The organism is Variovorax sp. FG153 (assembly GCF_057809595.1).
On record NZ_JBMDKG010000010.1, the window covers coordinates 1 to 23,653 of the forward strand.

The following is a 23,653-nucleotide window of genomic DNA, read 5'->3' on the forward strand; positions in this document are numbered from 1 at the left end:
GTCCGAAGTTCGTCGAGACCTTCCTGGCCAAGCTGGTCAACTGGGGCTTCGCCGAGAAGAACTTCGGCTGAGACCGACGAGAGGCACCATCACGGTGCTTTCACGAATGAAAAAGCCCCGCATGCGGGGCTTTTTGCCGGGCCAACCGCTATCGGTTGGCGGCGCGGGCAGGCAAACAATCAGCGCTTGCCGGCGGCGAACAATTCGCCGGTGATCTTCGCGCCCTTCTTGATGTTCTTCTTCTTGAACCAGCCCTGGTTCATCTCGAGCACGTACTTCACCGGCTCCTCGGAGCAATGCGAGTCGTCGGTCTGTGGCTTCATGTCGGCCAGGTTGACGATGCGGCCGTCCTCGGCCACGAAGGCTGCGGTCAGCGGCAGCAGCGTGTTGCGCATCCAGAAGCACTGGGTGGCCGGCTGCTCGAACACGAAGATCATGCCTTCGGCCTGCGGCATCTCCTTGCGGAACATCAGGCCGACCTGGCGCTCGACCGGCGCCTGGGCGATCTGCGCATCGATGGTGTAGAGGCCGATCGACAGCTTGGTGCGCGGGAGATTGGTTTGGGGTTCCTGCTGGGCGTGGGCCGGAGCGAGCAGGGCGGCGGAGATGGCGACGGAGCAGGCCAGGAGGGCGGCAAAACGCTGGAGCATCGGGGTTCTTTCAGACTCTTCCATACAAAGAAGGCCGTGCCCGGCCCCATGAAAAAAGCCCGCTGACGCGGGCCTGGCGGGCATGGCCTGTGAAGGCGGCTAGCTTACGCCTTCTTGTTGGCGACGTGGGCCTTGGCAACCTTGTGGCTCTTGTGCTTCTTGGCAGCGGCGTGCTTCTTGGCGGGCGCCTTGGCCTTGGTGGCTGCAGCGGGAGCTGCCGCGGCGGGTTCGGGTTGTTGAGCGAAGGCACCGAATGCGACGAGACCGGCGACCAGGGCAGCGAACAGCTTCTTCATGACAAATCCTTTGAGATTGTTAGGTATGGACAGCCTCCCTGTGGAGGTGCGTGTTCAACGGAAAGCATTCGTTGCGGTTGACAGGATCGCACCCTGAAAAATGAGCGAGGAATGAGAGGGCGAAAAAAAAGCGCCCCGATGGAGCGCTTTCTTTCAAGAGGACGAATCCTTAGTTGGGCGTGCCGCCTTGGGTCGACTTGCGCTTCACGCTGCCGTCCTTGTTGCGACGACGCTGGTCGCGGGTTTCAGCGCGCTTCTCGCCGGAGGTGGCAGCCTTGTCGGTGCCGATGGCGCCGCCTTCGGGCGTCTTGGCGATGTCGCCAGCGGGAGCAGCCACCTTGCCAGCAGGACGTGCGTCCTTGCGGGCTTCAGCGCGTTGCTGCGCCTTGCTGTTGCTGGCGTTCCCTTGTTCGGGGGTGGTGCCAGCCGGGTTTTGGGCATAGGCGCCGGCTGCGAACAGGCCAGCGATCATGACTGCGAGAAGTTTGCTCATTGATGATTCCTCTATCGAGAATTGGTTGGAAACGCCTCCCGGCGAGCAGAAGGTCAGGCACTAACGAGGCCGGCGGCCCGCAGGTTGACAAACGCCCACTGATGGGTTGCGTCTAAAATGTACAGCGATTTGTTCGCGGGCTGTACAGCGAATCTCCCTCGCTGTCTGAATTCGCAGACAGTCGTCCTGAATTAGGTCCACCCTCGGAGTTTTCCCCCTTCATGTCCAGCTACCAGCACATCAAAGTCCCGGCCGAAGGCCAGAAGATCGCGGTCAACGCCGACAACTCCCTGAATGTGCCCGACCAGCCGATCATCCCCTTCATCGAAGGCGATGGCACCGGTCTGGACATCACGCCCGTGATGCTGAAGGTGGTGGATGCGGCGGTGGCCAAGGCCTACGGCGGCAAGAAGAAGATCCACTGGATGGAGGTCTATGCCGGCGAGAAGTCGACCAAGGTCTACGGTCCCGACGTATGGCTGCCCGAGGAAACGCTGCACGCCGTGCGCGACTACGTCGTTTCGATCAAGGGCCCGCTGACCACGCCCGTCGGCGGCGGCATTCGCTCGCTGAACGTCGCGCTGCGCCAGGAACTCGACCTCTACGTCTGCCTGCGTCCCATCCAGTACTTCGAAGGCGTGCCCAGCCCGGTGCGCGAGCCGCACAAGACCAACATGGTCATCTTCCGCGAGAACTCGGAAGACATCTACGCCGGCATCGAGTTCGAAGCCGAGAGCGACAAGGCCAAGAAACTCATCAAGTTCCTGCAAGAGGAAATGGGCGTCAAGAAGATCCGTTTCCCCGAGACCTCGGGCATCGGCGTCAAGCCGGTGTCGAGGGAGGGCACCGAGCGCCTGGTGCGCAAGGCGCTGCAGTACGCGATCGACAACGACAAGCCGAGCGTCACGCTGGTGCACAAGGGCAACATCATGAAGTTCACCGAAGGTGGCTTCCGCGACTGGGGCTACGCCCTGGCCCAGAAGGAATTCGGCGCCGAACTCATCGACGGCGGCCCGTGGATGAAGTTCAAGAGCCCGAAGACCGGCAAGGACATCACCGTCAAGGACAGCATCGCCGACGCGTTCCTGCAGCAGATCCTGCTGCGTCCCGCCGAGTACAGCGTCATCGCAACGCTCAACCTCAACGGCGACTACGTGTCCGACGCACTGGCCGCGCAGGTCGGTGGCATCGGCATCGCTCCGGGCGCGAACCTCAGCGACACGGTCGCCATGTTCGAAGCCACCCACGGCACCGCGCCCAAGTACGCCGGCAAGGACTACGTGAATCCCGGCTCCGAAATCCTCTCGGCCGAAATGATGCTGCGCCACATGGGCTGGAAGGAAGCCGCCGACCTGATCATCAGCGCGATGGAAAAGTCGATCGCCAGCAAGCGGGTCACCTATGACTTTGCCCGCCTGATGGACGGCGCGACGCAAGTGAGCTGCTCGGGCTTCGGCCAGGTGATGATCGACAACATGTGATCTCGCCGTCGGCGTTCTCGAACGCCGAAGCGACAGCCGCAAGCCCTCGAGGTTCTAGCGAACCTCGAGGGCTTTTTCTTGGGTGCACGCGTCGCTTTTGACGCTCTGGAAAGACTCGTTGGGGGCAAAGATCACGGTTGAAGTTATGCCCGTGCGCATTTAACTATTGCTAGAAACTGGGGACGAAAAAACACGCTACCCCCTCCACAGAATCGCGCTCATCGAGGATCACGGGAGCGCACGATGAGGGAGAGAAAAAAGCAGCGATCGATGCCACCATGCGCACATGCCGCGCGTCGTTTCGCGCAGGCGTGCACGAGGCTCACGTACGAGGGCGAACGGCCATGACGCGGTCTCGCCGGGCCCTGTTCGGAAAGCTCGACCTCACGCTGTTTCGTGCGATCGAATCGGCGACATCGTTCGCGAGATTGCGCGGCAATCCTCAGGTTGAACTCGTGCACTGGCTGCACCAGTTGCGCCAGGCCGGCGATGGCGATCTGCACCGCCTGCGCCTTCACCATCGCATCGATACGCAACGGCTCGATACGGACCTTGCCGCGGCCTTGTCCAGCCTGCCGGCCGGCGCCTCGTCCTTGAGCGACTTCTCGCCTCACGTCGAGACCGCGATCGAACGCGCATGGCTCCTGTCCAGCCTCGAGTTCGGCAATCCTTGCATCCGCGGCGTGCAATTGATGAGCGCGCTGCTGCGGAGCCCGGACCTTCGGCGCGTGCTGTTCGAGATTGCGCCCGCGTTTCGCGCCCTGGCGGCCGAACGGCGGCCCGACGAGCTGCTTGCGCTCGTGACAGGCTCTCCCGAGGATGCGGAGGGGCCTTACGATGGATCGAGCACGATGCCGGCGCCGCCGTGCGAAGCGGGTCGTGCGATGGAGCTGGCCACGCCGTCCGGCGCAGCGTTGGTCACCTACTGCACCGATCTCACCGAGAGTGCGCGCGCCGAGCGGATCGATCCCGTCATCGGCCGCGGCCAGGAGATCGGCGCCATGGTCGACATCCTGCTGCGCCGGCGCCAGAACAACCCCCTGCTCACCGGCGAGGCCGGCGTGGGCAAGACCGCGGTCGTCGAGGGGCTGGCACTCGCGATCGCCAGGGCCGAGGTCCCGCCGAAGCTGCGCAACGCACGATTGCTGAGCCTCGACGTCGGCGCGCTGCTGTCCGGCGCCGGCCTGCGTGGCGAATTCGAGTCCAGGCTCAAGTCGCTGCTGCAGGAAGCCGCGCAATCGACGCGGCCGGTGATCCTGTTCATCGACGAGGTGCACATGCTGGTCGGCGCTGGTGGCCAGGGCGCGGCGGCGGATGCGGCCAATCTTCTCAAGCCGGTGCTCGCGCGCGGCGCGCTGCGCGTGATCGGCGCGACCGCCTGGCGCGAATACAAGCGGCACATCGAGAAGGATCCCGCGCTCGCGCGCCGCTTCCAGGTGCAGCAGGTCATGGAGCCGCCGGCCTCCGCCGCCATCGACATGGTGCGAGGACTCGCATCGACATTTGCCGCGCACCACGGCGTGACCGTGCTCGACGAAGCGGTGCGTGCCGCCGTCGTGTTGTCGCAGCGCTACCTGCCCGCGCGGCAGTTGCCCGACAAGGCCGTCAGCCTGCTCGACACCGCCTGCGCACGCGTCGCCATGTCGCTGCACGTGCCGCCGCCGGCTGTCATCGGCCTGCGGCAACGGATCGCGTCGCTCGCGGCGGAGGTCGCTCTGCTGCGTGACGAGACCCGGATTGCCCACGGCTGCGAGACCCGGCTGGCGCGGATGCTCGCGGCGCGGGAATCGCTCGAAAAGATCCGCGACGAGCTCAGGGCACAGAAGACCAAGTGGAGGGGGGAGAGGGCGCTGGTCCGGCAGATCCAGGCGCTGAGGGCTGAAGAAGAAAAGGAGGGGGAGGATGAGCCGGACCATCTTCCGCACCTCGACGCGTCGGCGCTCGAGGAAGAGCTTCGAGGTCTCCAGCAAGGCACGCCGCAGGTCTTCCTCCAGGTGGACGAGGCGGTCGTCGCGAAGATCGTCGCCGAGTGGACCGGCATACCCGCGGGCCGGTTGCTCACCGACGAGGCAGCGGCCGTGCTGGAGCTTCAACGCACGCTCGAGCAGCGCGTGCTCGGCCAGACGGGGGCCCTCGAGCTCATCGCCCGGCGCATCCAGACGGCGCGCGCATGTCTCACGGATCCCTGCAAGCCCGCAGGCGTGTTCCTGCTGGCCGGGCCTTCGGGTGTCGGCAAGACCGAAACCGCGCTCGCATTGGCCGAGGCGATGCATGGCGGCGAGCAGAACCTCGTCACCTTGAACATGAGCGAGTTCCAGGAGCCGCACAGCGTGGCGACGCTGCGCGGCGCGCCGTCGGGCTACGTCGGCTATGGCGAGGGCGGCGTGCTCACCGAAGCCGTGCGCCGCCGGCCCTACTGCGTCGTGCTGCTGGACGAGATCGAGAAGGCCCATCCCGACGTGCACGAGGTCTTCTACCAGGTGTTCGACAAGGGATGGATGGAGGATGGCGAGGGGCAGCGCATCGACTTTCGCCACACCACGATCCTGCTCACCAGCAACGCCGGCTCGGCGTTCGTCGAGCATGCCTGCCGAGACGCGGCATCGATGCCTTCGGTCGAGGCCTTGTGTTCAGGCTTGGCAGCGCCGCTGCGCCGGGTCTTTTCCGCGGCCTTTCTCGGCCGCGTGACGGTGGTGCCGTACCTGCCGCTGTCGACGCCGGTCATGGCGGGGATTGCCGCGCTGCATCTGCGGCGCATCGCGGACCGGATGGGCGAGCAGCACGGGATCGACCTGAGCTACGCGGACGATCTCATCGCCCATGTCATCGGGCGGTGCCCGGTCCGCGACACCGGCGCCCGGCAGCTTGCCGCGTTCATGGACCAACAGCTGTTGCCCGTGTTGTCGGGGCATTGGCTCGACGCGCTGCGGAGCAGGCGCGAGATCACCCGCATGCATGTGGGCCTTCGCAGCCATGGCGTGGAAACGCTTGCGCAGGGTGCGGCGGAGGCCGCCGAGAAGCGCATCGCCTGTCACATCGAGTACGCCTGAGGTGGCCAACCCGCACAACCGGGCATCGTTTTCGTTCGGGGGCCTGTTCCGCGCAGGTTCGTCATTCACTGTCTTTTCAGGAGGGTTTTCATGATCGACAACAGCAGCCAGAAGTTCATCGCTCGAAACCGGGCGCCGCGTGTGCAGATCGAATACGACGTGGAGGTCTACGGGTCCGAGAAAAAGATCGAATTGCCGTTCGTCATGGGCGTGCTCGCCGATCTCTCGGGCAAGCCGGCCGAGCCGCTGCCACCGGTCGCGGAGCGGAAATTCCTCGATATCGATGTCGACAACTTCGACGAGCGCATGAAGGCGATCGCTCCGCGCGTCGCATTCGCCGTCCCCAACACGCTGACGGGCGAAGGGCAACTCATGGTCGACATCACGTTCGAAAGCATGGAGGACTTCTCGCCGGCGGCCATCGCCCAGAAAGTCGAACCGCTCGCGCGCCTGCTCGAGGCACGCAGCCAGCTCGCCAACCTGCAGACCTACATGGACGGCAAGGCGGGTGCCGAAGACCTGATGAACCGGCTTCTGCAGGATCCCGCGCTCCTGAGGTCCCTGGCGTCATCGGCCAGGCCGGCGTCCGAACTCGGATGCGATCCCGGCATCGTGGCCTGCGCCTGAGCGGCCGAACCGCTCCCAGGAGACGCCCATGTCATCCAGCGACGCCATCGTTCTTGCCGAGCCCGCACCCGGGCGCTACGCCGAAGTCCCGGACTTCGCCGAGCTGCTCGACCGGGAATTCCGGCCCAAGACGGAAGAAGCCCGCGGCGCGGTCGAAGCGGCCGTGCGCACCCTGGCCGAACAGGCCCTGTTCAACGCCGCGACCATGACCGACGATGCCTACACCAGCATCCAGGCCATCATTGCCGAGATCGACCGCAAGCTGTCGGCGCAGATCAATCTCGTGCTGCACAAGGAGGAATTCCAGCAGGTCGAGTCGGCCTGGCGGGGCATGAGCCACCTCGTCAGCAACACCGAGACCGACGAGAAGCTCAAGATCCGGTTCATGGACGTCTCGAAGGACGAGGTCCGCCGCACGCTGCGCCGCCACCGCGGCATGGCGTGGGACCAGAGCCCGGTCTTCAAGCGCATCTACGAAGAGGAATACGGGCAGCTCGGTGGCGAGCCCTACGGCTGCCTGGTGGCCGACTACTACTTCGACCACACGCCCGCCGACGTCGAACTGCTCGCGGCGATCGCCAAGGTGGCGGCCGCCTCGCATGCCCCGTTCATCGCCGGCTCGGCGCCTTCGCTGCTCGGCATGGAGTCCTGGCAGGAGCTCGCGAATCCCAGGGATCTCGCGCGGATCACATCGAACCTCGAGCACGCGCCGTGGAACTCGCTGCGCGGCACCGAGGATTCGCGCTACGTCGGCCTCGCCATGCCGCGGTTCCTGGCCCGGCTTCCCTACGGTGCCAAGACCAACCCCGTGGACGCCTTCGATTTCGAGGAGGAAACCGAGGGCGCCGACCATCGCAACTACGTCTGGAGCAACGCCTCGTATGCGATGGCGGTGAACATCAATCGCAGCTTCAAGCGCCATGGCTGGTGCACGATGATCCGCGGCGTGGAGTCGGGTGGCGTGGTGGAAAACCTGCCGTGCCACACCTTTCCGACCGATGATGGCGGCTTCGACATGAAGTGTCCGACCGAGATCGCGATCTCCGACCGGCGCGAGGCCGAACTCGCCAGGGCGGGCCTGATACCGCTCGTGCACAGGAAGAACTCCGACAGCGCTGCCTTCATCGGCGCGCAATCGATCCAGCGGCCGCAGGAGTACATGGACCCCGACGCCACCGCCAACGCCCACCTGGCGGCGCGCCTGCCGTATCTCTTCGCCAGCACTCGGTTCGCGCACTACCTCAAGTGCATCGTGCGCGACAAGATCGGCAGCTTCAAGGAGCGCGACGACATGCAGCGTTGGCTCAACGGCTGGATCATGAACTACGTCGATGCCGACCCCGCGAACTCCTCGCAGGAGACCAAGGCGCGACGGCCGCTCGCCGCCGCCGAGGTCGTGGTCGAGGAACTCGAGGGCAATCCAGGCTACTACGGCGCCAAGTTCTTCCTGCGTCCGCACTTCCAGCTCGAGGGGCTGACGGTCTCGCTGCGGCTCGTGGCCAGGCTGCCCTCGCTCAGGGAAGAGGCCTGAGCGGCACTTGTTCCCTTCAAGCCGCGACCCGCGGTCCATGCATGTTTCGGAAGCCGACAACGACAGAACAGGGAGTTCGCATGTCTCAAGACATTTTTTTGAAGATCGACGGCATCGAGGGCGAGTCCCTGGATGCCGAACACAAGAACGAGATCGAGGTGCTCGCCTTCAACTGGAAGGCGTTCCAGGAGTCGTTCATGCATGCCGGTTCGGGCGGCGGCGCCGGCAAGGCCACGGTGGAAGACCTGGAGTTCGACCACCACATCGACCGCGCCAGTCCCAACCTCATGAAGTACTGCCTGACCGGCAAGCACGTCCAGGAAGCCAGGCTGACCGTGCGCAAGGCCGGCGGCAGCCCGCTCGAGTACCTCAAGTACACCTTCACCGACGTGATCGTCACCGCGGTCCACACGTTCGGCGCGAACTCGGACGAACTGCGCATCAAGGAGCGCGTGCGGCTTTCGTTCTCGAAGATCAGGCAGGAGTACGCCGTGCAGAACGCGCAGGGCGGCAGCGCGGGTGCCGTGACCGCGGGGTACGACATCAAGGGCAACAAGGAGTCCTGAGCGGAGGTCCCGACATGCGCGTTCCCGCTGCCTCATTCCCGGCTTGTCCGATGCGCCTCAACCGACGCGATGCGCTGCTCGTCGTGCCGCTGATGGCGCGGCCGGCGATGGCCCAGTTCCCGTCGCCCAAGGAACAGATCCGCCTGGAGCTCGCCGTCATGGCCGAGGCGGAGGTCAATCCGGACGACAAGGGCCGACCGGCGCCGATCCTCGTTCGCCTCTACGAACTGAAGTCCAGCGCGGCCTTCGAGGCGGCCGACTACTTCACGCTGCATGGCAACGACAAGGCACTGATAGGCGCCGACATGCTCGTGCGCGAGGAGTTCATCCTGCGACCCGGCGAAACGCGTGCGATCCGTCGCAAATCCCATCCCGACCTGGGCGCCATCGGCGTGCTGGCCGGCTATCGGGACCTGGGGCTCTCCGATTGGCGCGCCGTGCAGCAGGTGGAGGCCGCGCCCGAGATCGCCTGGTACCGCGCCGTGCTGCCGGCCCACAAGCTCAAGCTCGAGGTCCGGCTGCAGGCGCGCGGCATCCGGCTCATTTCGGCCGACTGAGCAGCGGCCATGCAAACGGGCGCCGAACCATGAGCTGGTACAACAAGGTCGTCTGGAGCGAGGGACTCTTCCTGCGCCCACAGCTGTTTCAGCAGCAGGAGCGCTACCTCGAGCACCTGGCGCACAGGCGGTCGGTCGCGCTCGATCCGTTCTACTGGGGCTTTCACAGGTATGCGATCGATGCCGAGTCGCTGTCGCTCGGCAAGCTGGTGCTGGCGGGCGCCGCCGGCGTGTTCCAGGATGGCACGCCGTTCGACGTGCCCGGCCAGGCCCTTGCTCCCGCACCGCTCACGGTGCTTGCGGAGCATGTCGACCAGGTCATTCATCTGGCGGTGCCCATCCGCACGCCCGACGGCGAGGAGACCACCTTCGACGACCCTGCTGCATCGATGGGCTCGCTCGCGCGTTTCGGTGTATTCGACACCGAGTTGCGTGACGCCAACTCCATCGGTCAGGGACCGAAGACGGTGCAGCTCTCGCGCCTGCGTCTGCGCCTGCTGCCCGAGCGAGAACTGTCGGACGCCTGGATCGGCCTGCCGCTGGCCAGGGTCAGCGTGCTGCGATCCGACGGCAGCATCGCGCTCGACCACCGCCTGATTCCGCCGGTGTCGAGCTATGGCGCGAGTACGTTGCTGAGCGACTGGATCACGCACCTGCACGGGCTGTGCCGCCTGCGCGCCGATGCGCTCGCCGCGAGGTTGACCGGCGGCGACGGCAAGTCCGGCGCGACCGCCGAGGTCTCGGACTTCCTGCTGCTGCAGACCCTCAACCGCTACGAGCCCTTGCTGGAGCACTGGCTGCAGGTCAGGGACACCTCGCCGCAGCAGTTGTTCATGGCGCTGCGCGCATTCGGCGGCGAACTGGCCACCTTCGGGCGCGCCGGCCATCGCCGGCCTCCGGCCCATGGCGGATACCGGCATGTGGACCCCTACCTGTCGTTCAAGGGGCTGGTCGCCGAAGTGCAGTCGCTGCTCAACGATGTGCTGGTGCGCAGCGCCCAGTCCATCGCGCTGGCGGAGCGGGCCCACGGCGTGCACGTCGCGAGCGTCGAGCCCGCGGAGCTCCAGGGCTATCAGAGCCTGGTCTTCGCCGTGGCGGCGCACCTGCCGCCCGATCAACTGGCCAGCCAGTTCGTCGCCTGCTGCAAGGCCGGGCCCAGCGATCGGCTGCCCGAACTGATCCGCTCGCATCTGCCAGGCATTCCGCTCCAGGTCCTGCCGGTTCCACCGCGGCAGATCCCGTTCAACGCCGGCTTCGTCTATTTCCAGCTCGACCCGCACGGTGCCCTCTGGGAGCACATGGTTCGCCACGGGGGGCTGGCGCTGCACGTGGCGGCGGAATTTCCAGGGTTGCGCATGGAACTCTGGGGAGTGCGGGAGAAATGATGCAAGCCTTGCGTTGCGAAGCGTGCGCCTCGTTCGATCCGGAGGGCTGGGCATGAGTACGCCGATTGCCCAGCTCGCCAGGGAGCACGCCCGTCTGCTCGACGGTGGCCGCGCGGCCATGACCATCGCCGGCGCCGACCTGACCGCGGGTTTCTTCGCAGGCGTGGCCTGGCACAACCTGCGCTTCGTCGACTGCGATTTCGCGGGCGAGGGCAACGTGCGGCTCGACGCCATGTCCGGCTGCCGATTCATGGATTGCCGGTTCATCGCCCCGAGCCATGACTTCGGCGTGATGGACGACGTGCGCTTCGTTCGCTGCAGGACCTCCGGCACTGCGATTCTCGGTGGCAGAGACGCCAGTTTCGGCGTGGTCTTCGAGGAGTGTGTCTTCGCGGGCGGCGACACGGTCTCGCATGCGCGCGAAGGCATCGGCAGCACCGGTGAAACGACTTTTCGCCGCTGCACGGGCCGTGGGGCCGTTCTCGTGGCCGGCACGCGGCTGGCGATCGAGGGTTGCAGCTTCGAGCACATGAGTTTCACGATCGGCCGACAGCGAGACCGCGGCGTGCCATTGGCGGCCACCGTCGCGATCGAGAACACGCAGGGCACCGGCGTCTGGCGCATGACGGACGCACGCATGAAGACCTGCCATATCCGCAACAGCCGCTTCGAGCGGATCGTCGACGACGGTTCCGAATGTGAGCCCTGAGCATCGCTTTCGCACCTGCTTGCCTGCCCCGCACCATGCACTACCCCGAAGAAAAGAGCGATCCGGCATTCGGTGCCGATGACTTCCATGCCGGCGTCGCGAGTGCGTCGCTCGACGAGGGCGGTTCGGTGCGCGAGCGCCTGGCGGCCATCGCGGCGGCAAGGAATCCGTTGCTCGAAGCGGCCCAGCCGCTGCTGCGTGCGCTGGCGGATCTGCCGCGGTCCCTCGGCGAGGAGGAGGTCGAGGTGTGGCACGGATTGCTCGAGCGCGAAGTCGCGGCCTTCCAGTCCATCTGCGCCGCCGCGAGGATTCGCCATGAACATGCGCTGGCCGCGAGCTACGCGTTGTGCACCGCGATCGACGAGGCCGCGAACAGCACCGCGTGGGGAGGCGGGCAGGCGGGCGAGGCGGGTGTCTGGGCCGGCCTCCAGTTGGCGGCGCGTTTCCATGGCGACACCAAGGGCGGCGACAAGTTCTTCCTGCTGATCGGCCGGCTGGCCACCGATCCCGAGCAGCATGCCGATCTGCTCGAACTGATGTACCAGGTCCTCGGCCTCGGTTTCGAGGGCCGCTACAGCACCGCCGACCACGGAAACCGGCAACTCGAAGCCGTGCGTCACCGCTTGTTCGAACTGCTCGCGACAGTCCGTCCCCAGGTGCCGCATGAACTCTCGCCGCACTGGAAAGGGGGGCCGGCGGGACGGCTTCGGCTGGCGCGCAGCGTGCCGGTATGGATCACGAGCCTCGTGGCCGCGTTCGTCCTGTCAGGCCTGTTCGGCTGGTACAGATACCAGCTCTCGGCGATGAGCGGGGACCTGACGCAGCGGCTGGCCGCCATCGGGCGGATGCGTCCGCCGAACCCGCCGATGGCTTCGGCGGCCCGGCCGCCACGGCTGAAGGAACTGCTGTCGTCCGAGATCGCGCGCGGCAGCGTGAACGTCGACGAGAACGCGCTCCAAAGCACCGTCAGCTTTCGGGGCGACGAGATGTTCGTGCCCGGCCGCGCGAGTCTCGGTGCGCGAATCCTTCCGGTGCTGGACAAGGTCGCTGGCGAGATCAGGCAGGTATCCGGCAGCGTGCAGGTCGTCGGGCACACCGACAACCGGCCGATACGCACGCGCGAGTTTCCCGACAACCAGGTGCTGAGCGAAAAGCGCGCCGCGGCCGTGGCTGCCTTGCTGCGGGACAAGGGCGTCGAGGCCGCGCGCATCCGAAGCATCGGGCAAGGCGACGCCGCTCCGCTCGACGACAACGCCACGGCGCAGGGTCGCGCCCGCAACCGGCGTGTCGACATCGTTGTGTCCCAGGACACGGGCATCGATCCGCACGCCCGGGCGCCCGCGCCCGCGCGGAGCGAAAGCCCGCCGCCGCTTCATCGCTGAAGAGAAAGGTCGCCGGATCCATGCCATACCTCAAACAAGCGGGCGCATTCATGGTGTCGCGGCCATTCCTGGCGCTGCTGGCCGTCGTGTTGGCCGCCTGCATCATCTGGTTCACGGGCGACCTGCTGGCCCTGAGCGGCGTGCGCCCCATGGCTTCGCGCGAAGTGCGGCTCGCGCTGATCGTGCTGTTGCTGCTGCTCGGCATCCTCTGGCTGGCCTCGGGCCCTTACAGCCTCGTCGGCGTCGGGGCACTGTGCCTTCTCATATGGCATGCGGGACCGACCCTGGCGATCGGGGAGGCCAGGCCGCTCGCGCCGATTGGAACGCGCATCGCGCTCCTGGTCGCGGTCCTGTCGCTCTACGCCCTCTACGGCTGCTTCCGCCTCTGGCAGGCCTTGCGCAGCAACGACGACCTGCTCGCCAGGTTCCTGTTTCGCAAGGCGTTGCCCCAGGAACACGAGGCCGCGAAGGAAGAACTCAGGCGCGTGGCCGCCGGGATTCAGGCGGCCGTGGCGGCACTGCGGAAAATGCGCGGCTTCGGCCGCCTGCACCGGATGCTGGATGGCAAGCGTCACCTGTACGAACTGCCGTGGTACATGGTCCTCGGGAGCCCCGGCGTCGGCAAGACGACAGTTCTGCGCCATTCGGGGCTCCAGTTTCCGCTGGCGCGCCAATGGGGGCTTGAGAGCCGGACGATGCTGTCCGATGCTCCGGCCGAAACGTTGCACTGCGATTGGTGGATCGCGAACGAGGCGGTGTTCATCGACACCGCGGGCCGCTACACCACCCAGCGCGGCCATGCCGCCTGCGATCCCGCCGAGTGGCGCGGCTTTCTTGGCCTGCTTCGCTCGCATCGCGTGCGCGCGCCGATCAACGGCGTGATCGTCGTGCTGAGCGTGGCCGAGCTGCTCGCCCAGGGCGATGCCGAACGATCCGAGCATGCGGCACTGGTGCGCGATCGACTGGCCGAGCTTCGCCAAGTGCTGGGCATCCGCTTTCCGGTCTATGTGATCGTGACCCAGATCGACCGGTTGCGCGGCTTCCGCGAGTACTTCCATTCGCTCACGAGCGACAGCCGCGCCCAGCCCTGGGGTTTCACCTTGCCGCTCGCGCTGAAGGGGCGCCTCGATTCCCGCGGCAGCCCGGCACCGGAGGGGGAGGGCTTGCACCCACGGGTTCGTGCCGAGTTCGAGCTGCTCCAGCAGCGGATCGAGGCCGGCCTTCATGCCCGCTTGAACGAGGAGTTCGACGTCGAGCGCCGACGCCGCCTCTTCGCGCTGCCGCGCGAGCTGGCGGGACTGTCGTCGCGATTGCTGCCTTTGCTGGAGCAGGTCTTCCTCTCGTCCCGGTTCGACGACACGCAGAACCGCGAGGCGCTTCGCGGCGTCTATTTCACGAGCGGCGCGCAAGCGGGCGCCGAATTGCCGGCGGATGGCGCGACGCTGCTGCAACGGATGCGCCGGCGGCTCGCAGAAACCCGCGACGTGCCTTCGGCCTGCGCGTCGCAGGAACACGCCGACCCGGAGGCGGCGCGTGGCCAGCAAGGCTTCTTCATCCAGGGAGTGCTGGCCCGGGTGATCATTCCCGAAGCGCACCTGGTGCGCCCGAACCTGCGCTGGGAGTTCCGTTTCAGGCTCATGCGAATCCTGGGGCACGCGCTGGTGATCGTGCTGTTCGTCTGGCTGGCCGGTGCGTTGGCGCTGAGTTTCGGCAACAACCAGCGCTATCTCGAGGCGGCGAGCCAACGAACGAATGCACTGTCGCTGCAGGTGCGCTCGTTGTTCGACGGCCTCAGGACCACCGACGTTCCCGATGCATTGAACGCCGCGCGCGAACTGCCCAGTCAACCCGGGCTGGATCTCGACGACCCGGGCGGTGCCTATCTCTACGGGCTCTATGCCGCACCCGGCGTGCTGGCGGCGGCCGGCGAGACCTATGCCCGCCTGCAGAACCGCACCTTGCTGCCCGCCATCGTGCGGCGCATGGAGGCCGTGTTGTCGCAGCGCGTGAAGGAGGGCGATGCGAAGGCGGCCTATGACGCCTTGCGCGCCTACAAGCTGCTGTTCGACCGGTCGCGCTACATGAAGGGCGGCGCGGCCGAGGTGCGCGACTGGGTGCTCGGGGACTGGGAACTGTCCGGCGGCGCCACCGCATTCGGCGGCCGGGCCGCGGTGGTCGAGCATGCGGTAGCGCTCTTTTCGGGCGAACGCGCGCTCGAAGTGGATGCACTGGCCGATGCGGCGCTGGTGCGCGCGGCGCAGGATTTTCTCGGCACGCAGGCGTCGACCCAGCGGATCTACGAGCGCGCGAAGGCGGCGATGGAAGCGGAGGCGCCGCAAGCCTTCACGCTGATTCGAGCGGTCGGGCCGCAGGCCGGAGCCGTCTTCTCGCGCGACGGCGGGTTGCCGCTCGATCAAGGCGTGCCGGGCCTCTTCACCTACGACGGCTATCACGAGGTCTTCGACAAGCGCCTGCCGGAGTTCGCTGCGCGTGCGTTCGATGACGATGGCTGGGTCATGGGGCGAGGGGCCGCTTCCTCGATCGAAGGCTCGGCGCGCGATGCACAGGGCGACCCGCGGCTGGCCGACATCCGGCGCCGCTACCTCGAGGAGTACGCCAAGCACTGGGAGCACTTTCTTGCTTCGGTGCGCCCGGTCGGCGGCAGCGACGCAGCCGCCACGAACCTGGGCTTCGACCTCGGTGTGCTGCGGCAGCTTGCTGCCCTCGACTCGCCGCTGAGTCGGCTCGCGCGCGCCGCCGCACGCGAAACCACCTTGTCGCGCCCGTTGATGGTTCCGGCGCAAGAGACCAGGGGATTGCTCGACAAGGCTGCCGAACAGATGAGTCGGCAGACCGAAGCGATGGGGCGTCGCCTCGGCATTCGCGCCGAGGAGCGGATGGAACGGCAGATCGTGGACGACCGTTTTGCCGCGCTGCGCGAACTGGTCACCGGGCAGCCCGACGTGGGCGCGCTACCGGGTGGCACGGCGGGTATCGCGAAGCCGGGGCTCGAAGCCGTCACCGGCCTGATCAACGAGTTCTACACGCTGCTGGTGGTGGCCGACACGGCCTTGAGCGCCCAAAGCCTGCCGCCCGGTGGTGCCGAGGTCGGTGCGCGCCTGCTGCTCGAAGCCGGGAAGCTGCCGGCGCCTTTTCGCGAAGTGTTGACCGCGCTGGCCACGAGCGGCGGCAGCAAGGTGGTGCAGGGAGCGACCGCAATCCTGCGTGGCCAGGCGCAGCTCCAGTTCGATCGTCTCATGGGGTTGATGGCGCAGCAGGTCGGCGAGCCTTGCCGGCGTGGCGTGGAAGGCCGCTACCCGCTGGCGGCGACCGTGCAGGATGCCTCCATCGAGGACTTCACGCTGATGTTCGCCGTGGGAGGGGCGGCCGACGAGTTCTTCGTAAAGCACTTGGCGGCCCTTGTCGATACCAGCGTGCGTCCCTGGCGCTACAAGGATCCGGGGAGCTTTGCGAGTCTCGAGGTCCCTGCGGGCCAGGCGGCACCCGTGGTCGCAACGGGGACCACCGGGCCCACGCTGGCGGGAGAGCTGCTCAAGCTGATGGCGCTCGGCGGTCCGAACCTCGAGGCCTTTGACCGGGCACGGCAGATCCGCGATCTCTTCTTTCGCGAGGCAGATGGCAGGAAGCTCGGGTGGAAGCTGGAGCTGAAGGTACTCGAGCTCGAGCCCAGCATCACCGACCTCGGCATCGACATCGATGGGCAAGGCCAGCGCTATGTCCATGGGCCGGTGCAGGCGCTTTCCATCCACTGGCCCGGTCCGCGCGGTGGATCGATGGCGGAACTGAGCGCGAATCCGCGGGTGTCGGGGCCGACCTCGACCGTGGGCGCCAGCGGGCCCTGGGCGCTGTTGCGACTGCTGGACAAGGGCCGTCTCGTGAGCACGGCGACTCCGGGACGCACGAGCGTCGAATTCCAGTTCGACGGACGGCGCGCGCTGCTCGACATCGGTTCCGGCAGTCAGCCGCATCCGTTCAACAGCGATCTGCTCAAGGGGTTTCGCTGCCCCGGGCGCATGGGGTGATCCGATGTTCGGCGAACTGATCGCGTCGTGGCAGGTGACACCGCCCGCCATCTGGGGCAAGTTGTCCGGTCATGCGGACTTCGTCCGCTTCGGAACGGGACAGGGAGAGATCGAGGCCTGGCGGGCCTGGCTCGCGCAAGAAGCGCGCCGATGCACCTTGTCCGCGGGGGACAAGGGCGGGCAGTCCCTGTCGGGCGCGGAGCGGCGGCCGGGGTTGCCGGTGGCCTTCGTGTTGCCGCCCGGAACCTTGCCGTTCGCCCGGCGGCAATGCGTTCTCGGTGTCATCGCGACCTCGGGCGACAGCCTCGGACACCGCCATCCGCTGGTCGTCTATCAGGCGGCAAGGCCGAGCTGGATCCGGCGCCACTTCGAAAGCCATGCGGCGCAGCCGCGAGACTGGCAGTTCTGGCTGGCCCGGATGCTTGGGCGCCATCTGGCGGCGGCCTCGCCGGCGAACATCCGGACGCTGGCGATCGCGGTCCGGGCGCTGTGGGACGAGCAGTCGCGCGCTGGCGGCACGCCAGGCCTGCCGCCGGGCCCCGCCTTCGCGAATGCCAGTGGCCGCGACGACCCCTCAGGCCATCGGATGCAGGCAGTGATCGATCGATGGACGGCACCGAGGCCGGCGATCGATCCTGTCGCGCATGTGCGTGGCGTTCGCTTCCTGCCCTGGTCCGACTGGCCGGACCGGACCTGGAGCGCGCATGCCGGCAGCGCTTTCTGGCAACAGGACGCCGAGGGACGTTTCGTCGATGCGAGCCATCGGTTGCAGGCCACCTGGGGCGTGCTGCCATGAGGCGGTCTTTGGCCGTGGCAGATCGCGGTGCGTTCGACGCCGCGTCGGCCCCCGAGCCGTGGGATCCGCCGCCGCGCAAGCACTTGCCGCATCGCGAGGCAGAGGCAGACCCCTTCGGCCTGCTCGACATCGCGGGCGCGCGGCACCGTCGGCGCGCGGATGTCGTGACCTCGTTGCTGCACGAAGGCCCTCCGGTGCCGCGGCCTTCCCGGTCGCTGTCGGTGCGTGACGACCGGGATTCCTCCATCGACGGGGCGAGGGGGCGCTGCGCGCTGTTCGAGCAGTGGCACGAAGAGTTCGTGCGCGTGGTCCGCGATCCCGGCGCGCTGGCTGGCCGGGCCGGCTCGCAGTGCCTCGCGGAGCCGGGCGGGAGCGCCGCGCCGACATGGGCACAGTTGAATGCACAGGGCGCCCGCTTTTCCTCGCCACTGGACATTTTTCGTGCCCGCGACAGCATCGATCGGGTGATCGAAGGCTTCGACCGGCTGGATGGTCCCGATCTGCTGGCACCCGGGCAGCCCGCGGAAGTGCTCTCGGCATTCGCTCCCGAACTCGTTCGACATGCCGGCGGGGCGCTGCCCGGGCTGACGCGGCGCGAGCACCACGACATGGCGACCGACAGCCCGGTCCGCATCGGCGCACGCGTGGGCGGCCACGGGGATTCCACGGCATGAACGAGGAACTCCCCGGCGCCGGCGCCGGCACCGTGGCGCGGCAGATGGCCGAGATGCTCGACGCGGCCAGCCATGCGCCCTGGAGGTTCGGCTTCTTCGCGTTGTTGCGCCGGCTTGCCGCCGCCAGGCCCGACCAGCCGCCGATCGGGTTGGCGGCGCGCCCGCGGCAGGAAGCCTTTCGCCTGGGGCAGGCCGCGGCCCTGGCCTTCGCGCCGCGCGAAATCGCCGAGATCGCGATGCCGTCGCAATCCGCCGCGCACCGAGGTGGCAACGACCCGTCGCGGCCGCTGATCCGGCTGTACGGGCTGGGCATGCTCGGATCGAACGGACCGCTGCCATTGCATTTCACCGAGATCGTGCGCGACCGCATGGAGAACGCGGGCGACAGCACCCTCGCGGACTTTCTCGATCTGTTCCATCACCGCTACCTCACGCACATCTACCGGGCCTGGGCGCAGAGCCAGTCGACCGAGGGGCTGGATCGCCGCGGGGACGAGCGTTTCAGCCGCTATATCGCGCGCCTGACCGGTCACGATCCGGGCGAGATCCTCGATTCGGTGCTGCCGTCGCACGCACGGCTGGCCGCGGCCCCGCACCTGGGCCGGGAGACGCGCCATCCCGATGGCCTGGCGGGCACGCTGGCGCATTTCTTCGCCATCCCGGTTCGGCTGCGGGAGTTCATGCCGCATTGGATCTGCATCGCGCCCGAGGAGCGAAGCCGGCTGGGAAGCACCAGCGCCCCGAGCGTGATGGGGGCGGGCGCCGTGGCGGGCGAGGTGGTTGCCGACCGGCAGGGCCGGTTCCGGCTGGTGCTCGGCCCGCTGACGCTCGAGCGCTATCTGCGCCTGACCCCGCAGGGCTGCGACCTGCCGCTGCTAGTCGAGTGGGTCCGCGCCTTTGTCGGCCATGAATTCGCCTGGGATGTCGAACTGCGGATCCGTCGCGACAGCAGGCCGCCCGCGCGCCTCGAGGCGCTGCGCCGGCTGGGGTGGTCGACCTGGCTGGGCGGGGACGAGGCAGCCTGCGGGGATTACACGGTCGGCATGGTGTTCGAGCCCGAGCGGTACATGGGCACCGCGGAGTCGCCATGAATCCGGGGCCCGCGGTTTCCGGCGACCTCGTCGACGACTGGGGAGCCCAGTGGCTGTCGCCGGTCAGTCCCACGGCGCCCTGCGGCCCCAGCCTCGAGTACGACCCGGACCATGCGGTGCTGCGTTCGCGCATGCTGCCGCGGGCCGAAGCGCAATACGGCGATTTCATCGGGCTTGCGGAGGCACCGAACTGGGGTGACGTCGAGCGGGACTGCGTGCGCCTGCTGGCGCGCACGCGCGACATCCATCTGCTGGTCTGGCTGTGCCGGGCGCGCACGCGGCTGGCGGGCGCCACCGGTTTGGCGCAGGGGCTCGCGGTGCTGGCCGCGGTCCTCGCCCGTTGGCCGGACGCCGTGCATCCGCAGCGCGTGATCGAGGGCGAGGACGATCCGACGGTGCGCACGAACGCCCTGGCAGCCCTGGCCGATCCGGACGGCCTGGTCGGAGACGTCCGCGAGATCGTCGTGCATGCCGGTTCGGCCGCGCGCCTGACCGTGCGCGATGTCGATCGGGCGCTGCATGCGGCGGGCGGGGCATCGTTGCGGGATTCCGTGGGAAGGCAACTGTCCGAACTGCGGCGCGTGTCGGGCTCGGATCCGGGGGCGCCGCTGAATCGCCTGGCGAGCGCAGCGTGCTCGGTTCAGCGCATCGTGCGGTGGAGCAGGGCACAACTCGCTGGCGAGGCGCCCGAACCGCATCCGCTGCAACGGCTGCTGAGCCCCTTTCACCTCTCCAATGACGTCGCTGCCCATGAAGCTCCTGGCCGGCGTACCTCGTCGGTGACGGTCGCGCCTCTCGCTGACGCGGCCGCGCATCAGCGGCCCACCTCGCGGGATGACGCGCTGAACGCCATCCGGGCCGTGCGGGCCTGGTTCGAGGTCCATGAGCCGAGCACCCCGGTCGTGCTGCTGCTGCGCCAGGCTGAGAGCCTGGTCGGAAGGCCCTTCGCGGAGGTGGCCGGTGCGATTCCACAGGAACTGCTGCAGAAATGGGGCGCCGCGAAGTGAACCGGCTCCCGCCGGCATGGCTGCTCGCGGGCATCCTCGCCATTGGCTGGCTCGGCGGCGGACTGTCCGCATGGCTGATCCTGCGAGCGGGACGCAAGGCGCCACGGGTCTCGCGGCAACCCGCCCGGCCCGATGTAACCGTGGCCGAACGCCCGGCAGCCCGGGTTTCCCGGATTCCGCGGCTGGCCGAGGCCGCACCGCCCGTACCGCCGCCGGAACGACCGGAACGACCGGAACGCGGGCTGCTCGACCTCAGCGACGAGGAAATCGACGCGCTTCCGGCGGAACTGCCGGCCGCCGAACGTGCCCAAAGGCGCAAATTGCCGGGTCCCCGAAAGCCTGATCTGCGGAATATCTGAGCGCGACATCGTCAAAATCCGTTGAAAAGGATTTTTGGCGGCGGATGAGGCGCAAGCCTCTTGATTTGTCGAATTCTCGCCACCAGCTTTTCCCGAGCCGGCACGGCGCTTGCACGCTCTATAGAATCTTTTTCATGGCAACGAGAATTCCTTCGACCCCTCCCGCTCCACCGGTGCGCAAGCCGGCGCGAGACGACGGAGATTCGGTCGTCCTCGAGCGGCGTCCGCAGAAAACGGCGCCACCCCAGATGTACCAGGTGGTCATGCTCAACGACGACTACACGCCCATGGAGTTCGTGGTCGTCGTCTTGCAGGAGTACTTCAGCAAGGACCGCGAAAGCGCCACCCAGATCATGCTCAAGATCCACCTCGATGGCCGCGGCGTCTGTGGGGTCTATTCCCGCGACATGGCGGCCACCAAGGTCAACCAGGTGATGGAAGCCGCCAAGCAGGCGGGGCACCCTTTGCAATGTGTCAGCGAACCCGTGGAATGAACCTGTTGATTTAGGCAAGCTCCAACCCATCTGAGAACTTATTTACAGCAAGGCAAAAAGGAAATCACATGATTGCCCAGGAACTGGAAGTCAGCTTGCACATGGCCTTCGTCGAGGCCCGGCAACAGCGCCACGAGTTCATCACCGTGGAGCATTTGCTGCTCGCTTTGCTGGACAACCCGAGCGCCGCGGAAGTCCTGCGCGCATGCTCGGCCAACGTCGACGACCTGCGGGCGTCGCTCACCAACTTCATCAAGGACAACACGCCCCAGGTGGCGGGTACCGACGATGTGGACACCCAGCCCACGCTGGGCTTCCAGCGCGTGATCCAGCGCGCCATCATGCACGTGCAGTCCACCGGCAACGGCAAGAAGGAAGTCACCGGCGCCAACGTGCTGGTCGCGATCTTCGGCGAGAAGGATTCGCACGCGGTCTACTACCTGCACCAGCAGGGCGTGACCCGCCTCGACGTGGTGAACTTCATCGCCCACGGCATCAAGAAGAGCGATCCGCCGGAAGCCGTCAAGGGCAACAGCGAAGCCTCGTCGAACGAGAACGAAGAGGGCGGCGGCGAGAAGAACGAGAAGGCCTCGCCGCTCGAACAGTTCACGCAGAACCTCAACCAGATGGCCAAGGACGGCAAGATCGATCCGCTGATCGGCCGCGAGTACGAGGTCGAGCGCGTGATCCAGATCCTGTGCCGCCGGCGCAAGAACAACCCGCTGCTGGTCGGCGAGGCCGGCGTGGGCAAGACCGCGATCGCCGAAGGCCTGGCATGGCGCATCACGCAGGGCGACGTGCCCGAGATCCTGGCCGAGTCGAACGTGTTCTCGCTCGACATGGGCGCGCTGCTCGCGGGCACCAAGTACCGCGGCGACTTCGAGCAGCGCTTGAAGGGCGTGCTCAAGTCGCTCAAGGACAAGCCGAACGCGATCCTGTTCATCGACGAGATCCACACGCTGATCGGCGCCGGCGCGGCCTCGGGCGGCACGCTCGACGCGTCGAACCTGCTCAAGCCGGCGCTCTCGAGCGGCCAGCTCAAGTGCATCGGCGCGACCACCTTCACCGAGTACCGCGGCATCTTCGAGAAGGACGCGGCCCTGTCGCGTCGTTTCCAGAAGGTCGACGTGGTCGAGCCCTCGGTGCAGGAAACCGTCGACATCCTCAAGGGTCTGAAGTCGCGCTTCGAGGAGCACCATGGCGTGAAGTACGCGGTGGCCGCATTGCAGGCCGCGGCCGAGCTGAGCGCCAAGTACATCAATGACCGTCACCTGCCCGACAAGGCGATCGACGTCATCGACGAAGCGGGCGCGGCCCAGCGCATCCTGCCGGCGAGCAAGCGCAAGAAGACCATCAGCAAGACCGAGGTCGAGGAAATCGTCGCGAAGATCGCGCGCATTCCCCCGGCCAACGTCAGCAACGACGACCGCAGCAAGCTGCAGACGATCGAGCGCGACCTCAAGAGCGTGGTGTTCGGCCAGGACAAGGCGCTCGAGGTGCTGGCCTCGGCCGTCAAGATGGCGCGCTCGGGCCTGGGCAAGGGCGACAAGCCGATCGGCTCGTTCCTGTTCTCGGGTCCCACGGGCGTCGGCAAGACCGAAGCGGCCAAGCAGCTCGCCTACATCATGGGCATCGAGCTGATCCGCTTCGACATGTCGGAGTACATGGAGCGTCATGCGGTGAGCCGCCTGATCGGCGCGCCTCCGGGCTACGTCGGTTTCGACCAGGGCGGCCTGCTGACCGAAGCCGTCACGAAGAAGCCGCACGCGGTGCTGCTGCTCGACGAGATCGAGAAGGCGCATCCGGACATCTTCAACGTGCTGCTGCAGGTCATGGACCATGGCACGCTGACCGACAACAACGGGCGCAAGGCCGACTTCCGCAACGTCATCATCATCATGACGACGAACGCGGGTGCCGAGACCATGAACAAGGCGACCATCGGCTTCACCAACCCGCGGCAGGCCGGCGACGAGATGGGCGACATCAAGCGCCTGTTCTCGCCCGAGTTCCGCAACCGGCTGGATGCCATCGTCAACTTCAAGGCGCTCGACGAGCAGATCATCCTGCGCGTGGTCGACAAGTTCCTGCTGCAGCTCGAAACGCAGCTGGCCGAGAAGAAGGTCGAGGTCACCTTCACCGACAAGCTGCGCAAGCACCTGGCGAAGAAGGGCTTCGATCCGCTGATGGGCGCACGGCCGATGCAGCGCCTGATCCAGGACACGATCCGTCGCGCACTGGCCGACGAACTGCTGTTCGGCCGCCTGACCGAAGGCGGGCGCCTGGAAGTCGACCTCGACGAGAAGGACGAGGTGCTGCTCGACATCCAGCCGCTGCCGAAGAAGGAAGGCAAGTCGAAGCCCGAAGCGGAAGAGGCCGCGGCCGGTTAAGACAAGCGAAGGAACTGGGCATTCCGTGGCCGGCGAGGCCGCGGAACCGCCTCCAAAGGCCGGTAGCATCGC

20 protein-coding genes and 1 pseudogene are annotated in these 23,653 nt (G+C 67.1%); 18 read left to right on the forward strand and 3 right to left on the reverse strand.

What is annotated here, in order from left to right; genetic code table 11:
* Positions 1–71, forward strand: a pseudogene (locus tag ACODT0_RS13625) (superoxide dismutase [Fe]); the annotation flags it as partial.
* Between the two features lie 108 nt (positions 72–179).
* Here the strand turns inward: ACODT0_RS13625 and ACODT0_RS13630 are convergent.
* The 3 genes from ACODT0_RS13630 to ACODT0_RS13640 form a co-directional block, all read right to left on the reverse strand.
* Positions 180–650: a DUF192 domain-containing protein gene (locus ACODT0_RS13630; protein ID WP_057594843.1), complete on the reverse strand. Its 471-nt coding sequence runs from the start codon at positions 648–650 to the stop codon at positions 180–182.
* A 104-nt stretch (positions 651–754) separates the two neighbouring features.
* A complete protein-coding gene (locus tag ACODT0_RS13635; protein WP_057594842.1) occupies positions 755–946 on the reverse strand; it encodes a hypothetical protein in 192 nt (63 codons plus the stop codon).
* A gap of 169 nt (positions 947–1,115) precedes the next feature.
* Positions 1,116–1,439: a hypothetical protein gene (locus tag ACODT0_RS13640; protein ID WP_057594841.1), complete on the reverse strand. Its 324-nt coding sequence runs from the start codon at positions 1,437–1,439 to the stop codon at positions 1,116–1,118.
* 221 nt (positions 1,440–1,660) lie between these two features.
* Between ACODT0_RS13640 and icd the strand changes: the two genes are divergently transcribed.
* The 17 genes from icd to clpA all read left to right on the forward strand — a co-directional run bounded on the left by icd (position 1,661) and on the right by clpA (position 23,581).
* Positions 1,661–2,920 carry an NADP-dependent isocitrate dehydrogenase gene (icd, locus tag ACODT0_RS13645; protein ID WP_057594840.1) on the forward strand — a complete coding sequence of 420 codons (1,260 nt, stop codon included), beginning with the start codon at positions 1,661–1,663 and terminating at the stop codon, positions 2,918–2,920.
* Between the two features lie 344 nt (positions 2,921–3,264).
* Positions 3,265–5,970 (forward strand): type VI secretion system ATPase TssH, encoded by a 2,706-nt coding sequence (tssH, locus tag ACODT0_RS13650; RefSeq protein WP_489041492.1) that lies wholly within the window; start codon positions 3,265–3,267, stop codon positions 5,968–5,970.
* Between the two features lie 90 nt (positions 5,971–6,060).
* Positions 6,061–6,597, forward strand: coding sequence for a type VI secretion system contractile sheath small subunit (gene tssB / locus ACODT0_RS13655; protein WP_057594839.1), 537 nt, complete (start codon positions 6,061–6,063; stop codon positions 6,595–6,597).
* Between the two features lie 28 nt (positions 6,598–6,625).
* Positions 6,626–8,128, forward strand: coding sequence for a type VI secretion system contractile sheath large subunit (tssC, locus tag ACODT0_RS13660; RefSeq protein WP_489041493.1), 1,503 nt, complete (start codon positions 6,626–6,628; stop codon positions 8,126–8,128).
* 80 nt (positions 8,129–8,208) lie between these two features.
* Entirely contained in the window at positions 8,209–8,694 is a 486-nt protein-coding gene (locus ACODT0_RS13665) for an Hcp family type VI secretion system effector (protein WP_261205584.1), read from the forward strand.
* Between the two features lie 50 nt (positions 8,695–8,744).
* Positions 8,745–9,251 (forward strand): type VI secretion system lipoprotein TssJ, encoded by a 507-nt coding sequence (gene tssJ / locus ACODT0_RS13670; protein ID WP_261205585.1) that lies wholly within the window; start codon positions 8,745–8,747, stop codon positions 9,249–9,251.
* A 29-nt stretch (positions 9,252–9,280) separates the two neighbouring features.
* Complete coding sequence (gene tssK / locus ACODT0_RS13675) at positions 9,281–10,636, forward strand: type VI secretion system baseplate subunit TssK (RefSeq protein WP_489041494.1); 1,356 nt, start codon at positions 9,281–9,283, stop codon at positions 10,634–10,636.
* A gap of 52 nt (positions 10,637–10,688) precedes the next feature.
* Positions 10,689–11,345, forward strand: a complete 657-nt coding sequence (locus ACODT0_RS13680; protein WP_422096905.1) for a hypothetical protein — start codon at positions 10,689–10,691, stop codon at positions 11,343–11,345.
* Between the two features lie 35 nt (positions 11,346–11,380).
* Complete coding sequence (tssL, locus tag ACODT0_RS13685) at positions 11,381–12,727, forward strand: type VI secretion system protein TssL, long form (RefSeq protein WP_489041495.1); 1,347 nt, start codon at positions 11,381–11,383, stop codon at positions 12,725–12,727.
* 20 nt (positions 12,728–12,747) lie between these two features.
* Positions 12,748–16,770: a type VI secretion system membrane subunit TssM gene (gene tssM / locus ACODT0_RS13690; protein WP_489041496.1), complete on the forward strand. Its 4,023-nt coding sequence runs from the start codon at positions 12,748–12,750 to the stop codon at positions 16,768–16,770.
* Positions 16,771–16,774: 4 nt separating this feature from the next.
* Complete coding sequence (locus tag ACODT0_RS13695) at positions 16,775–17,566, forward strand: TagF domain-containing protein (RefSeq protein ID WP_489041497.1); 792 nt, start codon at positions 16,775–16,777, stop codon at positions 17,564–17,566.
* 14 nt (positions 17,567–17,580) lie between these two features.
* Positions 17,581–18,240 carry a TagK domain-containing protein gene (locus tag ACODT0_RS13700; protein WP_489041553.1) on the forward strand — a complete coding sequence of 220 codons (660 nt, stop codon included), beginning with the start codon at positions 17,581–17,583 and terminating at the stop codon, positions 18,238–18,240.
* Positions 18,237–19,331, forward strand: a complete 1,095-nt coding sequence (tssG, locus tag ACODT0_RS13705) for a type VI secretion system baseplate subunit TssG (protein ID WP_489041498.1) — start codon at positions 18,237–18,239, stop codon at positions 19,329–19,331. Before ACODT0_RS13700 ends, tssG begins: the two co-directional genes overlap by 4 nt.
* Positions 19,328–20,338: a type VI secretion system protein TssA gene (locus tag ACODT0_RS13710; RefSeq protein WP_489041499.1), complete on the forward strand. Its 1,011-nt coding sequence runs from the start codon at positions 19,328–19,330 to the stop codon at positions 20,336–20,338. The genes tssG and ACODT0_RS13710 overlap by 4 nt, the downstream gene beginning before the upstream one ends.
* Positions 20,320–20,697, forward strand: coding sequence for a hypothetical protein (locus ACODT0_RS13715; protein WP_489041500.1), 378 nt, complete (start codon positions 20,320–20,322; stop codon positions 20,695–20,697). Before ACODT0_RS13710 ends, ACODT0_RS13715 begins: the two co-directional genes overlap by 19 nt.
* Positions 20,698–20,831: 134 nt before the next feature.
* Positions 20,832–21,191 carry an ATP-dependent Clp protease adapter ClpS gene (gene clpS, locus ACODT0_RS13720; protein WP_057594846.1) on the forward strand — a complete coding sequence of 120 codons (360 nt, stop codon included), beginning with the start codon at positions 20,832–20,834 and terminating at the stop codon, positions 21,189–21,191.
* A gap of 68 nt (positions 21,192–21,259) precedes the next feature.
* Entirely contained in the window at positions 21,260–23,581 is a 2,322-nt protein-coding gene (clpA, locus tag ACODT0_RS13725; protein ID WP_057594828.1) for an ATP-dependent Clp protease ATP-binding subunit ClpA, read from the forward strand.
* Positions 23,582–23,653: the final 72 nt, after the last annotated feature.